Genomic DNA, 13,214 nt, shown 5'->3' with positions numbered 1-13,214 from the left:
GCCTCAAAAGTGACTTGGAAGTTTACAACTCAGGATGCCAGGGTCAAATTGAAACATCTCTACCCCGTTTTTGAGATGGCAGAATAGTAAAGTCTATTGCCCTAATTTAGACCTGTCAGTCTACTAGAGTAGAGATAACGTAGCTCTCCACCCATCTCCTATGCCAACTCCAAAAGCGCTAGCCATTGTTCTGTCAGAGAAACAGCAACAGGTGTTGGAGCAAATTGGGCGACGCACCACAAACCCATATCGCCTAGTCCGTCGGGCTCAACTGATCTTGGCCGCGGCCCGTGGCATCAGCAATAGCCAAATTAGCCAGCAATGGGAGTTGGATCGCGCACAGGTGCGATTATGGCGACAACGATGGGTGGATGCGACATCGCGACTAGAAGATATCGAAACATCGGACGAGGTTGAACCAAAGCTATGGCCAGCGATTACTGAGCTGTTGAGCGACGCAGCTCGACCGGAAACTCCGGTCCACTTCAAGGTAGAACAAGTGGTGCAAATTGTGGCCTTAGCCTGTGAAGAGCCACAAGTGTCGCAGCGTCCCATCACTCAATGGACGCCCAAAGAGCTCGCCGACGAAGCAGTCAAACGTGGCATTGTGGAGCAGGTGTCGCCTCGAAGTGCGGGGCGTTTCTTAAAACGAAGCCAGTCTCCAACTCCATCGCAGCCGCTACTGGCTCAACGCCAATCCGGAGAACCGAGTTGAGTTTGAACAGCAAGTGAAAGGGATTTGTCAACTCCATCTGAGGGCTCAAGAGTTGCAAGCCCAAGGAACCCATTTAATCAGCACCGATGAGATGACAGGGATTCAGGCCCTCGAACGAGCGAGGCCCACTCAAGCGATGAAGTTACTCCCTTCCCGCTGTAGGATCGAGGAAGGAGTAAGGAATCGTGATGAATCGAACTCAAGCCTTTCAAACTAAGCCTTTTGATGCGGACGAGTGGCAAAAACTTTACTACCGCAATCAGCAACAGTACATTCGCCAGCGATTGACCGCAATCAAACTGCTACACAAGGGGCAGAGTCGCGGCCAAGCCAGTGAACAAATTGGATGCCGCTATGACACCTTGACGACTTGGATCGACAAATATCTGGAGGGCGGATTGAGTAGCTTAGTTCGCCCACTTCAGCATCAAAAGCCGAGTCGGTTAAGCCCAGAGCAGCAACAGCAACTGAAGAAAATAGTACTGACGCAACGACCGAGCGACTACGGATACGATCGCAACCTGTGGACAGGGGCGATTCTATCAGAGGTGATAGAGCAACAGTTCGCGGTGAGATTGAAAGACTCCTGCATTTATGAACTCTTAGGCGAGTTAGGCTTGTCGTATCAGCGATCGCATCGGGACTACGCCAATGCGGACCCAAACGCGCAAAAAGAGTGGGTAGAAGTAGTAAAAAAAACTGCAATCGCCCCAACCTGGTAAGCGTAGCGTCTTCTTTGATGAGTTTGCCGTCACAGAGCGCCCCAGTTTGTTTTATGGATGGGCAGAACGCAACACCCGTCCAGAGGTGCCAAGCGACGAGCGAACACGGAACAAACTCAACGGACTCCTGTGTGTGGATACCCACAGTGGTCAAGAGTATTTCCGCCTTAGCTCCCAAGCTAAAACAGGAGATGTGTCCGAATACTTGGCGGAATTCTGCCTTGATTGTGTGGAACTAGGCTATGACTCGCTTTGGATCATTCTGGACAACAATCCCACGCACAAGCAAAAGATGCAGTCGCAACTTGCCGTTCACTTAGAGCAGATGGGACTGGGGCCATCGATTACAGTTGAGTTTCTCTACTTGCCGTCTGATTCGCCGAAATTCAACTTGCTCGAATACGTGATTCATCTGCTCCACTTACGTTTGCTGCATCATTTGCCGATTGGCACAACTTTGAGACAGATTGAGCAGAAACTCAATCAATTCCTGGACTCGAATCAGTTTCTGTCGCCAGAACAAGTGCAAAAAACGCTCAATTTCATCTTTTCGCTCGTTCCCTAATCTTTGGGCGGGAAGGGAGTAAGCTGCTAAGCTTAGGTCACATTAGATCACAAAGACATTTGAGTGCTTGTCAGAAGATAATTGTAGCTAATGAATCGTGTTGTATGGCTTGTAGGAGTGAGCATCCATCATGAATGAACCCCACTTTCATAATGAATTTACCCTGGCAGAAACTGCCGAACAGTTGGGCTACGAGGCTATGAAGCTAGGTCTCATTCCGAGCTTTGTGGTGCGTCACTTTCCTGACAGTAGGCAGTTCTACATTCCCAACGAAACGGAGTCGTCACCTCTCACCCCAGAGGAAGCATACCTGCGCCTGAAGAAGCTTGTAGAGCGATCGCGCTAGGATATAAAATCGGTCAAGGTGGCGATCGCCTATACCCGTGCTTTCTAGCCCAGGTTGATCCCAGGAGAGAACAACTCAGATGAAGAGCAAACAGATTGCAACGCTTCTCCGTAAAGCGCTGATTGAAGCAGGCAAAATGGAGAAATCTCTCTATGAGTATGAGTTAGAGGAACACATCGACTACTGGTATGAAGGACTGCAAGCGGATCAGGATGACTTTGTGTTTGCAGTCACGGAAAACTCAGGGCATGTGGCAATGGTACTGATCATGCCTGATAAAACGATATTTGTGAATGAAGCTGCCAGAACAAAATTGGCCCAATTCTGGCAAAGCAGCTACACCGCCAATATGCAGCGACTGATTCCGATGATGGCGGAGGAATTGGCAGATGATTCTATCTTCGTGAATGGGGTTAAGACGGTTCGCAAAGAACCCAAGCGAGTCTGGGGTAAGGCGAGATCTAAATAATGGCGCGATCGCAAGAACACGACCTCTCCTTAAGGACGATGAATCCTGCTGAGCGAATTATCACTATGAGAAGTAAGACTGGCAGCAATTGAGATTGTTGGTCTGAATTTTTCAGCGATCGCAGTTTCCTTACTATGATTCTTCTTCTCGACCTCGACGGCACCATCCGCGAACCCCTAGATGGACAGCTATATGTGCAGCACCCCCAAGATCAGCAGATCATTGCTGGGGCAGATATAGCAATCCAAAGTTATTCGCCGGATTTGATCATTGTGGGTATCACCAATCAAGGTGGTGTTGCGGCTGGGCACAAATCCATCAAGCAATGCATCCAAGAGCAGCAATATACCCTGCAACTAATTCCGCAACTGAAAGAAATCTACTTCTGTCCTGACTTTGAAGGCAGAAAGTGTTTCCGGGTAACTCGTCATAATGTCCACAACCACAGTCAAACCAAATGGTTCCGCCAGTACCGCAAACCTAATCCCGGTATGCTGAAGTTGGCAATGGTCAGGCATAATCAATTACCCGAAAACTGCTTGTATGTGGGGGATCGTCAGGAAGACGAACAAGTTGCCCAACGAGCAGGCATCGCTTTTCAATGGGCTTGGGTCTGGATAGCACGGCATCGAGCTGAGATGGCTTTGAAGATTTAGGAGTTGACGCATCATGACTTACTCAACAGGTGGCTTGGAAGACTACACGAGCCAAGGACAACAAGACGATTATTTTGCCGAAGATTTAGCGATCGCGAGTCATCCTCCCAAATCCAACCCTGTCCCTACCGACATTTGCAGCGCGATTCTGTTTCAAGCTTGCCCATAGAGCCACCGAGTAGAATGATCCTCCTGATCTAGTACGGTTTGTTCCCTCCACGCCTACCCACGGACTGGCTAGAGTAGATATCTAGTGTCAAGGACAAACCCAAGATGCTGACAGACCCCAATTTGGGCGATCTAACCTAGCTCTCTGAGCAGAGGTTTGAATAGGAATATTTTGAACGTGATAAAAAAAGGGCTTTTAGCAGTAATTCTGGCATTTTTGGGCTTTATGGTTGCGCTGACACTCTCGACTCAAGGTTCCACTCCCATCAATCAGCTCTATGTGTTTGGCGACAGTCTTTCGGATGTAGGAACCGTGTTCCGGTCAACTGGAGGCATGTATCCGCCTCATCCCACGTACTACCAAGGACGCTACTCCAACGGTCGAGTCTGGGTCGAGTATCTGGGCGATCGCCTCTTTTTATCTAGTACGCAAACCAATAACTTTGCCTATGGCGGTGCTACCACCAGCAGCGATCGCAATAGTTTAGTGCCTGGTCTCCTGACCCAAGTCAAATCATTTACCCAAACTCATCAGAAAGCAGATTCTAAAGCTTTGTATGTGTTGTGGGCAGGCGCGAATGATTATTTGCAGGGAGTGAACAGTACTACTGGCCCGATCGAGAACATCACTCAGGCGATCGCCTCTCTCAATCAAGTGGGTGCTAAGCAAATCTTAGTGGCGAATCTCCCCGACTTGGGGCAACTACCTTCTACTCGTAACGGCAGTCAAGCGGGAACTTTGAGTGCTTTAACTCAAGCCCATAATCAAGGCTTACGGCGATCGCTCAAGGTCTTGACTCAGCAACATCCTGAGTTGCAGATTGCGACCTTGGATGCCAATACGCTTTACCGAGAAGCAATTACAAATCCAACCAAGTTTGGCTTCAGCAATGTTACCAGTGCCTGTCTCACAGGTTCTAAGGCCTGTGGCAATCCCAACCAGTTTTTGTTTTGGGACGGCATCCATCCCACCACTTCAGCCCATCAGATTTTAGGTGAAGCTGCCTTTTCAACGATTCAGGCGGAGGGAATCGCTAGCTCCCGCTCAGCCCTGTTGCCATAATGCTGGACTTCTCGGTAGTGCATTAAATCACTGTGGGATAGGAGGAAATATCGTGCCAGCTCCACGATCGCGTGGTTAATCCTGCCCGCTGTGCTGCTGTGGTTTTGAATCGGCTATGTTGCCAGATCCAGTTGAAGTAGCTCACCACTAGGCGAGTTGTCACTCTCGTTTGTTCCCACACCTTGCCAAACTTATTCTGTCGTCGTTCGCGTAGCGTGCCGCAGGCTTAGCCATCTTCCCGTTTGTTGCCGTATCGTTCCATTGGGGCGCTCTAATCGCTGGGTTGTGTCTTTGCCAATATGGTGCTGAATCTCACCAGGTAACACTCGTTCGTACCCTCCCCAGTCATCCGGATTCAACTGCTTACACGCTGTTTTTCCTTCGGAGCTGACCCCTAACTGCTCAATGAACACATCAGTGTGTTTGCCCACACGGGCAGCGAGAATTAAACCACTACAACGGGCGAGACTTAGCCCAACCCAGCAATCTCCCTGCTCCCGTTCTTGGGGCAGGGCTGTTTCATACGGCTATAGAAAAAGCAAGCTAAAGATAGAGTTGAGGATTTGCCATGTCTTTAGTCGAACTCCTGCAAAGCGTGCCTGAGTTTCGTCAGCTTCGCGGTAAGCGGCATGACTTGTGGTTCATCTTGCTGCTGCTGATTGTCGGTGCCATGTGCGGGTACTGGGGCTACCGTCCCCTAGCTGAGTTCAGTCAACTCTATGGAGCCCAAGTTTGCCAACATCTGGGACATCCGCTCCCTCGTCGTATGCCCTCCCACTCAACTTTTCGGCGGGTGATTCTAGAATTAGATTTCCAGCTGTTTGCTCAGGTCTTCAATCAGTGGGCTCAGCACTATAGCAATCCTAAGCCATTTATGAGAATATAGAAGGAAGTAAACAATTCCTGCAATGACTTATGTTAGACGACCTGGCTGACTTCATCCGCTCCAATCCCGATGCTCGTGAACTCAAGCGAGCGATCGCCGTCCAGATGTTTCTTCAAGGGCATAAGCATCGGGAGATTGGTGAGAGTTTGGGCGTCAGTTCAGGCTTCATTAGCAAATGGACTCAGGGCTACGAACAGTCGGGGGTCGCTGGGTTGAAACTAAGATACTCGGGCTCAGTCGGGTCCCTAAAACCAGAGCAGCGACAGGCCGCGATCGCCTGGTTGAAGCACAAGAATTATTGGAATCTGGCCGAACTCCAAGCGCACCTGGAGCAAGAGTATGAGGTGGTGTTTGACTCCAAGCAAAGTTACTACACCCTGTTTGAGCAAGCAGGGATTAGCTGGAAGAAAACGCAAAAGCGCAATCCGCAGGCAGACCCAGAGTTGGTCGAGAAAAAAACAGGAAATTACTGCCTGGTTGGAGGCACGTCGGCGTGAGATCCTCTGCGGGGCGTTAGTGGTCTTCTTTGCGGATGAATGCCATCTGTTGTGGGGCGACTTGTGTGAGTATGTGTGGGGCCAAACGGACGAACGTATCGAGGTTCCCCTGCTCAAGGGTGCAATTAAAAGTGGCAGCAGGAATTGCAGGACTGGGATCGCTATGATTTAGTAAATTTCTCACGAGCCAGGTGCATCATCCAATGAGCCAAGAATCAACTGACAACTCAGCGTGTGCTGGAACCGAGTCTGAGAGCTTGGAAGAGCGGTTAAACCGTCATCCTGACCTGAAAGCCAGGATAGAGACTTTGTTGTCAGTAGTGGAGAATGCCGAGGGAAATCTGGTCAAAGCCAATGAAGCCGAACAACGAGTGATTGAAGAAATTCAGCAACTGGGACAGGCAGCCTTGCAAGGATGGGCAACCCGGCAAAATCAGATACAACAGGATGAGTTTGTTCACACCAATCCCTACGCTCAACGCACTCGAAAAAAAGACTCTATTGGTACACCCGCTTCGGAAGCATTGAAGTGAGAGAGCAACTGTTTAGCCAAGGCAAAGGCAAAGGGATTACCCGACCCTTTAGTGAAGCAGCAGCAGTTAGTTGTCGTGGGTATTCACTGCCGTTACAACGAGTGATTACTGATTTTGGAGCAGATGTGCCGTTTGGACAAATTCCCCCAAAGTTGCAAGAACATCATGGCATTAGCGTGCCCGTGAGTTCTGCCCAAGCGGTTACCCAACGGCACGCCGAGCAGGTTTTACACTTGCAACGTCGTCAACTCAAAACCGAGATACCGGAACATGATGGGGTAGATTGCCTGATTGTGGAGATGGACGGGAGCATGATTCCGATTGTCACAACACAAACAACGACCCTTGAGAAGAAGGAGGTAGACCGTCGGGCGTTGCTGAATGAGGGTATGAACTAAGCTGGAACAGGTACATCCCAAAATCTCAAGTAGTGAAGTAACAAGCGAATCGAGTGTCTCAGCATTTCCTCGCTCTTGGAATAGCACAACGTCTTGCGATGCAGACGAGCCAGATAGTGCCGTAAGCGGGTATTTTCTGACTCGACTCGGGTCATATAGGTTTTACTCACAATCTGGTCCCCCTCTGGAATAAAACCCGGATAAACACTCCATCCGTCAGTCACATAGAAATAGCACTGCCATTGAGCGACAACTGCCCATAAGGGAGTAAACGTCTCGGCACTATGGTCCCCTAACACCCACCCTAAAATTCCACAGGTGAAGTGGTCAACTGCCGTCCAGAGCCAGATTTTGTTTTTTTACCCCTGACAAAGGTTTCCAGTTCATCCAGTTCTCCGACCTGCGGAACTGTTTCTGGGTCATCAGCATCGGGGAGATGCTGACCCACTTGTTTGACCCAGTTAATCACAGTGGTGTGATGCACTCCTTTGACTCGTTCAATGCCACGGAATCCCATGCCGTTGACGTACATCTTCAAGCATTCTCGTTTGACCTCATCCGAGTAGCCTAGGTGCGACTCGTAGTGGTCGAGAAACTGGCGAGAGCAAGTCACGCAGATGTGATTTTGTTTACCTCGCTTTTTCCCATTCTTACGGATATGAGTGGAACCACACTCAGGACATTGCATCAAGAATAGCCTCAATTCATACTTCTATTCTGCAACGCCGAGTGTTAAACATGCTGAGGCAATGTTAGCCTTACGAGTGCTGCGGACAAACCAGGATTGGCACTCTTATTGGGCGAGTCTTGCTCAAAATCCAGCTTGACCTAACCTGCTACTTTTAATTACACCCTCTATGGGGAGATGATTCCCCGACAACCGTTAAGGTTTGTTAGCAGATGACCCTGGAGCCGGAAAGACGATTATGGCAGGGTTGTTAATGCGAGAGCTGCTCATCCGAGGGGATTTGCACCGCTGCTTGGTTGTATGTCCTGGTATGGTAGCTTGGCGGCTCAGTGGCAGGGTGAACTGTTTCAGAAGTTTCAGCTGCCTTTTGAAATTTTGACGAATGATCGCATTGAGGCAGCACGGACGGGCAATGCCTTCACAGAAATTCCTTTACTAATTGCCCGTTTAGATAAGTTAAGTCGAAGCGATGATCTACAAGCAAAGTTGGCCCAAACTGATTGGGATCTGGTCATCTGTGATGAGGCCCACAAGATGTCTGCCTCCTTTTTTGGAGGTGAGGTCAAACCAACCAAGCGGTACAAGCTGGGCAAGCTGCTAGGAGAAATCACCCGTCATTTTCTACTGATGACAGCAACGCCCCACAACGGGAAGGAAGAAGATTTTCAACTTTTCATGGCATTGCTGGATAGCGATCGATTTGAAGGGCGATTCCGAGGCGGTACAAACACGACCGATACCTCAGACTTGATGCGGCGGTTAGTGAAGGAAGACCTGCTCAAGTTTGATGGTAAGCCACTCTTCCCTGAGCGCAAAGCATATACCGTTGGTTATCGCCTTTCAGATCTGGAGGATCAGCTCTACCGCAAAGTCACAGAGTATGTACGGGAAGAGTTTAATCGGGCAGATGCCTTAGAGAATAATGGGCGCAAAGGCACAGTTGGCTTTGCGTTGACCATCCTACAGCGGCGATTGGCATCGTCCCCAGAAGCAATCTATCAATCCATCCATCGTCGCCGGGAACGCTTGCAGAAACGGCTCCATGAGGAAGAATCTTTGAGACAGGATCTGGTTGCCCAGATTGATTTTGGGCGCACGATTGATCTTGAGGACTGGGAAGACGACTTTGATGACGTTCCAGAGGATGAGCGGGAAGCTACTGAAGAGGAAGTGGTAGACCAAGCGACGGCTGCACGGACGGTGGCTGAGCTACAAGCAGAGATCGAGCAACTGAACCAGATCGAGCAACTAGCACTGAAGGTCAAGCGGAGCGGCAAGGATAAGAAATGGGAAGAACTCTCCAATCTGCTGCAAAATGAGGTGGAGTTATTTGACGCGCATGGCCATCGCCGAAAACTGGTTCTCTTTACTGAACACCGTGACACGCTCAACTACCTCGCCGATCGCATTCGCACGCTGATTGGCCGATCGGAAGCAGTTGTCATGATTCATGGTGGTCTGGGACGCGAGCAGCGCAAGAAAGCAGAAGAGGCTTTTAAGCAGGATGTAACGGTTCAAGTGCTGCTAGCAACGGATGCGGCTGGGGAAGGGATTAACTTGCAACGGGCGCATCTGATGGTCAACTATGACCTGGCTTGGAACCCGAATCGGTTGGAGCAGCGGTTTGGACGGATTCACCGAATTGGACAGACCGAGGTCTGCCATCTTTGGAATCTGGTTGCAGAGGAAACCCGTGAGGGTGAGGTGTACCTAACCCTGCTGCGGAAGCTGGATCTGGAGCAGAAGGCATTAGGCGGCAAGGTCTTTGACGTGTTGGGTAAAGCGATCGCAGGCAAAGACCTTCGCGACCTCCTGATTGAAGCGATTCGCTATGGCGATCGTCCCAACATCCGGGCAAAGCTAAATCAGGTCGTGTCCGACCGTTTGGATCAGCAACGGTTGCGCGAACTGCTGGAAGAGCGAGCACTGGCGCGAGACACGATGGATGCCTCCAGAGTGCAGCAAATTCGAGAGGATATGGATCGGGCAGAGGCACGACGGCTTCAGCCTCACTTTATTGCTGCTTTCTTCTTAGAAGCATTTGCTCAATTGGGTGGCACTGCTAAACAACGAGAGCCTAAGCGGTACGAGATTACTCATGTTCCAGCCACTATTCGCAGTCAGGATCGGCAGATTGGGGTGAGAGAACCAATCCTGCGTAGTTATGAGCGTATCTGTTTTGAGAAGGGACTAATTAATGTTCCCGGTAAGCCCCCTGCCGCTTTCGTCTGTCCGGGGCATCCGCTGCTAGAAGCGGTCACCGAAATCATGCTGGATCGACATCGGGATTTGCTAAAGCAAGGGGCAGTGCTGGTAGATGAGAGCGATTTTGAAGAAAGACTGCGGGCGCTGGTTTACCTGGAACACTCTATTCAAGATGCTAGTACTGACAGTAGCGGCAAACGTCGAGTGGTATCGCGCCGTATGCAGTATGTGGAGATTGACTCAGAAGGCAATACTCAGAATGCCGGGTATGCGCCTTACTTGAACTACCGACCGCTCCGGGAGGAAGAGAAAAGCTTTGTTGCCTCAGCCTTAGAGCAAGACTGGCTGAGAAAAAATTTGGAACCTCAGGCAACAAAATATGCGATCGCCCAGTTGATGCCAGAGCATCTGCGGGAGGTCAAACACCGCAAGGAAGAACTGGTTGCCAAGACGATCAAGGCTGTGAAGGAGCGACTGACTAAAGAGATCTACTACTGGGATCAGCAGGCAGAACAGTTAAAGCAGCAGGAAGCGGTGGGCAAGGTCAACGCCAAGATCAATTCGGCTAAAGCCAGGGCCAGAGCGGATGAGTTGGAGTCGCGTCTGCAAAAACGCCTGACGGAATTAGAGCAAGAGCGCAAACTGGCACCCCTGCCTCCGGTGGTGGGCGGCGCATTGATCATCCCGATCGGGTTCTTGCAACGGGCGCAAGGTAAGCGGCAATCGGAAGCAGAACTGTTTGCCAGGGAAACCAAGCGGGTGGAGATGCTGGCAATGGAATCAGTGATGGCAGCGGAGCGGGCATTGGGTCATGAACCCCGCGATGTGAGCCGAGAGAAGTGTGGCTATGATATCGAGTCGCGGGTGCCAGGAACCGGGGAGCAGCCTGGACGGATGCGGTTTATTGAGGTGAAGGGACGGATTAAAGGAGCAGAGACAGTCACAGTTACTAAGAATGAAATTTTGACGGCACTGAATAAGCCGGAAAATTTTGTGCTGGCCTTAGTACAAGTGCCAGAGTCTGAAGAGTTTCCTGAAGGGGATGCATTTAAGGTTCCCACTCCGAAAGGTACTTATAACGTGGGCGAGAACGGTTGTGTGGTGAGGTACGTACTCAATCCTTTTCAGAAGGAGCCAGATTTTAAGGCAGACAGCGTGAACTATAACTGGAAGGAGTTATGGTCGCAGGGAAAGGAGCCAGCATGAGCCAAATAGAAACGACACACTCCGAAACACAGAACGCTCTGGTTCCTATTTGGGCTAGCAAATCAATTGATGGTGATGTTACTCAGATTCTCCCAGCATTGGAGGAAGGGATGCCCATCACCCTAATTACATCGTTCGATCTCATAACTTGCGAGCTAGACAACACTGTAGAGGAGGTATTATCTCGCTCGGATTTGCAAGGTTTTGACTATGTACCAGTTCAAGATGAATCTGAAAGTGTCATCGGAGTTTTAGTACGCCAGGAAGCTTCTAATCCTAGTGAGCTTGTGAGAGCAGTAATGAGGCAGCTTCACCCTTCAATGTTGATTTCAGCAGATGCCAGTTTGCTCTCTTTTGTAGCAGAGGCTGATCAAACACCTTTTTGTTTGGTTGTAAAAGGACGCAAGATTGCTGGCATTGTAACGCTTAGTGATCTTCAAAAACTCCCAGTTCGTCCCGCTTTATTCATGCTTATCACTTCGGTTGAGCTACTTCTAGCCGAATGGCTGAGACAAAGTTACCCGGATGAGCAGGTCTGGCTAAGTAAGCTTAGTGATAGTCGCCAAAACAGGATTAATGAAAAGTGGCAGGGAATCCAGAAGAGCAACATGGCGATTGATCGCATTAGTACAACTGATTTTTGTGACAAACGAGATGCGGTTCTGAAGCTAGGGAACTTTCCTGGCCAGAAGAAGGCAGTAGAGAGAAAACTTAAGGCTATTGAAAAATTAAGGGATTCGGTAGCACATGCAGGAGATTATGCTCTGACTCCTGCAACAGCAAAAGAAGTTGCTCAAACTGTTCGCTGGGCACGTGAGCTAATTCCCCTGCTCCAGTCCCAGCTGATGTCTAACCAATCTCAAGCTCACTAGCTTATCCATCTTATGAACTACCGCAAAAAGCTAATTGAAGTTGCCCTACCGCTAGAAGCGATCAATATGGAATCGGCCCGGGAAAAGTCGATTCGGCATGGGCATCCGTCTACCTTGCATCTCTGGTGGGCGCGGCGACCGCTGGCGGCTTGTAGGGCGGTGTTGTTTGCTTCATTGGTAGATGATCCATCGAGTTGGGTGGATAAGTTTCCAACTGAGGAATCACAAATTGCCGAGCGCCAACGATTATTTGATATTTTGGGGCGGATCACCATCGAAACGGATAAAAAAGGCAACACGAAACAAGTCATTCGAGGCTTGGTGTCGTGGGATGACATCAATAATCCTGATTCGGGCGTGTTGATTGCGGCGCAGCGAGAGATTGCCCGCAGTATTGCCTGGAATCGGGGAGATGAGCCGCCAACAGAGCCAGAAGCGGTACGGTGTTATCTGGCTGAAAATGCACCTCCGGTTTATGACCCGTTTGCGGGAGGGGGGTCGATTCCGTTGGAGGCACAGCGGTTAGGGTTGGAGGCTCATGCTAGCGACTTAAACCCGGTTGCGGTACTAATTAACAAGGCGTTGATTGAGATTCCGCCAAAGTTTAAGGATATGCCTCCAGTGAATCCAGAGGCACAAGCAAAGCTGAAACTGGGGCAATGGAAAGGGGCACAGGGTCTAGCGGAGGATGTGCGCTATTACGGAAAATGGATGCGAGATGAGGCAGAAAAGCGAATTGGGCATTTATATCCAAAAGTAAAGTTACCTCCAGAAAAGGGAGGCGGTGAAGCAACGGTAATTGCTTGGTTGTGGGCAAGAACAGTGAAATGCCCAAACCCAACTTGTGGGTGTGAAATGCCGTTAGTTAGGTCGTTTGCGCTTTCGACGAAGAAGGGGAAGGAGACTTGGGTAGAGCCGATCGTAGAACGGGCGAACCACGAAGGCACAGAGGACACAAAAAATGAAAACCTTCGTGATTTTCGTGCCTCTGTGGTTCCTCAAATTCGATTTGAAATTCGCTCAGGTCAGGGCAAAGTATCCGATGGAACAGTAAGCTGTGAAATGTCAACTACATAGGCTCTTTTTGCAGGAAATTCCTCCTGAACTCGGAAGCAGATCGAGAGCAAACGAGAGGAGTAGATCGCGACAAGGAGAAATGACAATTATGGGCAGGGCTTAGAACGAGCTAAAGCTGCCTGCTTACGGAAACTCTCCGCTTGCAGTT

The 13,214-nt window shown here is 49.9% G+C and carries 16 protein-coding genes and 1 pseudogene; 14 read left to right on the top strand and 3 right to left on the bottom strand.

The annotated features are described in order from the left end of the window. Positions 1–160: 160 nt before the first annotated feature. The 7 genes from KME12_26925 (at position 161) to KME12_26895 (ending at position 4,704) form a co-directional block, all read left to right on the top strand. The gene (locus KME12_26925) at positions 161–715 is read left to right on the top strand and encodes a helix-turn-helix domain-containing protein (protein MBW4491398.1); all 555 of its coding nucleotides are present in this window, start codon (positions 161–163) and stop codon (positions 713–715) included. 188 nt (positions 716–903) lie between these two features. Then, a protein-coding gene (locus tag KME12_26920) for an IS630 family transposase (GenBank protein MBW4491397.1) occupies positions 904–2,002 on the top strand; the annotation gives its coding sequence in 2 pieces (ribosomal slippage) (positions 904–1,407 and positions 1,409–2,002; 1,098 coding nt in all). Between the two features lie 130 nt (positions 2,003–2,132). Next, positions 2,133–2,348, top strand: a complete 216-nt coding sequence (locus KME12_26915) for a hypothetical protein (protein MBW4491396.1) — start codon at positions 2,133–2,135, stop codon at positions 2,346–2,348. Positions 2,349–2,427: 79 nt separating this feature from the next. Next, complete coding sequence (locus KME12_26910; GenBank protein MBW4491395.1) at positions 2,428–2,817, top strand: hypothetical protein; 390 nt, start codon at positions 2,428–2,430, stop codon at positions 2,815–2,817. Positions 2,818–2,951: 134 nt separating this feature from the next. Next, a complete protein-coding gene (locus KME12_26905) occupies positions 2,952–3,473 on the top strand; it encodes an HAD-IIIA family hydrolase (GenBank protein MBW4491394.1) in 522 nt (173 codons plus the stop codon). 13 nt (positions 3,474–3,486) lie between these two features. Continuing rightward, the gene (locus tag KME12_26900; GenBank protein MBW4491393.1) at positions 3,487–3,642 is read left to right on the top strand and encodes a hypothetical protein; all 156 of its coding nucleotides are present in this window, start codon (positions 3,487–3,489) and stop codon (positions 3,640–3,642) included. Positions 3,643–3,867: 225 nt separating this feature from the next. Next, on the top strand, positions 3,868–4,704 hold the full coding sequence (locus tag KME12_26895) for an SGNH/GDSL hydrolase family protein (protein MBW4491392.1): 837 nt from the start codon (positions 3,868–3,870) through the stop codon (positions 4,702–4,704). 22 nt (positions 4,705–4,726) lie between these two features. Here the strand turns inward: KME12_26895 and KME12_26890 are convergent, their stop codons facing one another. After that, the gene (locus KME12_26890; GenBank protein MBW4491391.1) at positions 4,727–4,867 is read right to left on the bottom strand and encodes a hypothetical protein; all 141 of its coding nucleotides are present in this window, start codon (positions 4,865–4,867) and stop codon (positions 4,727–4,729) included. A gap of 28 nt (positions 4,868–4,895) precedes the next feature. After that, positions 4,896–5,216: an IS1 family transposase gene (locus KME12_26885; protein ID MBW4491390.1), complete on the bottom strand. Its 321-nt coding sequence runs from the start codon at positions 5,214–5,216 to the stop codon at positions 4,896–4,898. 56 nt (positions 5,217–5,272) lie between these two features. On the opposite strand from KME12_26885, the gene KME12_26880 reads away from it, so the two are divergent. The 4 genes from KME12_26880 to KME12_26865 all read left to right on the top strand — a co-directional run bounded on the left by KME12_26880 (position 5,273) and on the right by KME12_26865 (position 7,018). Then, positions 5,273–5,590: a transposase family protein gene (locus tag KME12_26880; protein MBW4491389.1), complete on the top strand. Its 318-nt coding sequence runs from the start codon at positions 5,273–5,275 to the stop codon at positions 5,588–5,590. Positions 5,591–5,619: 29 nt separating this feature from the next. Then, positions 5,620–6,087, top strand: coding sequence for a winged helix-turn-helix domain-containing protein (locus KME12_26875; protein MBW4491388.1), 468 nt, complete (start codon positions 5,620–5,622; stop codon positions 6,085–6,087). Between the two features lie 203 nt (positions 6,088–6,290). After that, positions 6,291–6,620 carry a hypothetical protein gene (locus tag KME12_26870; GenBank protein ID MBW4491387.1) on the top strand — a complete coding sequence of 110 codons (330 nt, stop codon included), beginning with the start codon at positions 6,291–6,293 and terminating at the stop codon, positions 6,618–6,620. Beyond that, on the top strand, positions 6,617–7,018 hold the full coding sequence (locus KME12_26865) for a hypothetical protein (GenBank protein MBW4491386.1): 402 nt from the start codon (positions 6,617–6,619) through the stop codon (positions 7,016–7,018). Before KME12_26870 ends, KME12_26865 begins: the two co-directional genes overlap by 4 nt. Here the strand turns inward: KME12_26865 and KME12_26860 are convergent. Beyond that, a protein-coding gene (locus tag KME12_26860) for an IS1 family transposase (protein ID MBW4491385.1) occupies positions 7,015–7,706 on the bottom strand; the annotation gives its coding sequence in 2 pieces (ribosomal slippage) (positions 7,015–7,376 and positions 7,376–7,706; 693 coding nt in all). The two genes, KME12_26865 and KME12_26860, sit on opposite strands and share 4 nt — an antisense overlap. Before the next feature lie 177 nt (positions 7,707–7,883). Between KME12_26860 and KME12_26855 the strand changes: the two are divergent. The 3 genes and pseudogenes from KME12_26855 (at position 7,884) to KME12_26845 (ending at position 13,066) form a co-directional block, all read left to right on the top strand. Further along, positions 7,884–11,117: pseudogene (locus KME12_26855) on the top strand (DUF3883 domain-containing protein). Continuing rightward, a complete protein-coding gene (locus KME12_26850) occupies positions 11,114–11,989 on the top strand; it encodes a hypothetical protein (protein MBW4491384.1) in 876 nt (291 codons plus the stop codon). Before KME12_26855 ends, KME12_26850 begins: the two are co-directional and overlap by 4 nt. Positions 11,990–12,001: 12 nt before the next feature. Then, the gene (locus tag KME12_26845) at positions 12,002–13,066 is read left to right on the top strand and encodes a DUF1156 domain-containing protein (protein MBW4491383.1); all 1,065 of its coding nucleotides are present in this window, start codon (positions 12,002–12,004) and stop codon (positions 13,064–13,066) included. Positions 13,067–13,214 lie beyond the last annotated feature (148 nt).

It is taken from the genome of Trichocoleus desertorum ATA4-8-CV12, from assembly GCA_019358975.1.
GTDB classification, from domain to species: Bacteria; Cyanobacteriota; Cyanobacteriia; order FACHB-46; family FACHB-46; genus Trichocoleus; species Trichocoleus desertorum_A.
The sequence above is the reverse complement of the archived record's forward strand: the minus strand, read 5'-3'. Positions and strand labels throughout refer to the sequence as shown.